General features: G+C 51.9%; 1 pseudogene. It reads left to right on the top strand.

Annotation, left to right across the window (positions count from 1 at the left end):
- Positions 1-103 precede the first annotated feature (103 nt).
- Positions 104-331: pseudogene (locus WFH18_RS17905) on the top strand (transposase domain-containing protein); the annotation flags it as partial.
- Positions 332-362: the final 31 nt, after the last annotated feature.

Here is a 362-nt window from a genome sequence, read left to right as displayed (position 1 = left end):
CGGGTGCCGAATGGCGCCTTAGCAGAGGCTTGAGCCGTGTGCTGGGAAACTCGCATGCACGGTTCTTAGGGGGTTGGACGTAGGTAACTGCGTCTGACTACCCGACAATCAAATGCGACCTTGGGCCTTAGGACGCAAGAACTGGCTGTTTGCTGGCTCGCTGCGCAGTGGTCAGCGAGCGGCGAATATCATGACTTTAATCCAGTCAGCAAAGCTGAATGGCTTGGATCCGTATGCCTATTTAAGTGATGTGCTGAAAAGGTTACCGACACATAAAGTGAGCCAAATAGAAGAATTGCTGCCGCACCGCTGGAAACCCGACCAAAATTAAAAAATAGCTATGGGGTTCAGCGCACGCTTAC

It is taken from the genome of Acinetobacter sp. USHLN143, assembly GCF_037145695.1.
Lineage (GTDB): Bacteria > Pseudomonadota > Gammaproteobacteria > Pseudomonadales > Moraxellaceae > Acinetobacter > Acinetobacter fasciculus.
Note: the sequence above shows the minus strand (reverse complement) of the source record. Positions and strands in the feature narration are given on the sequence as shown.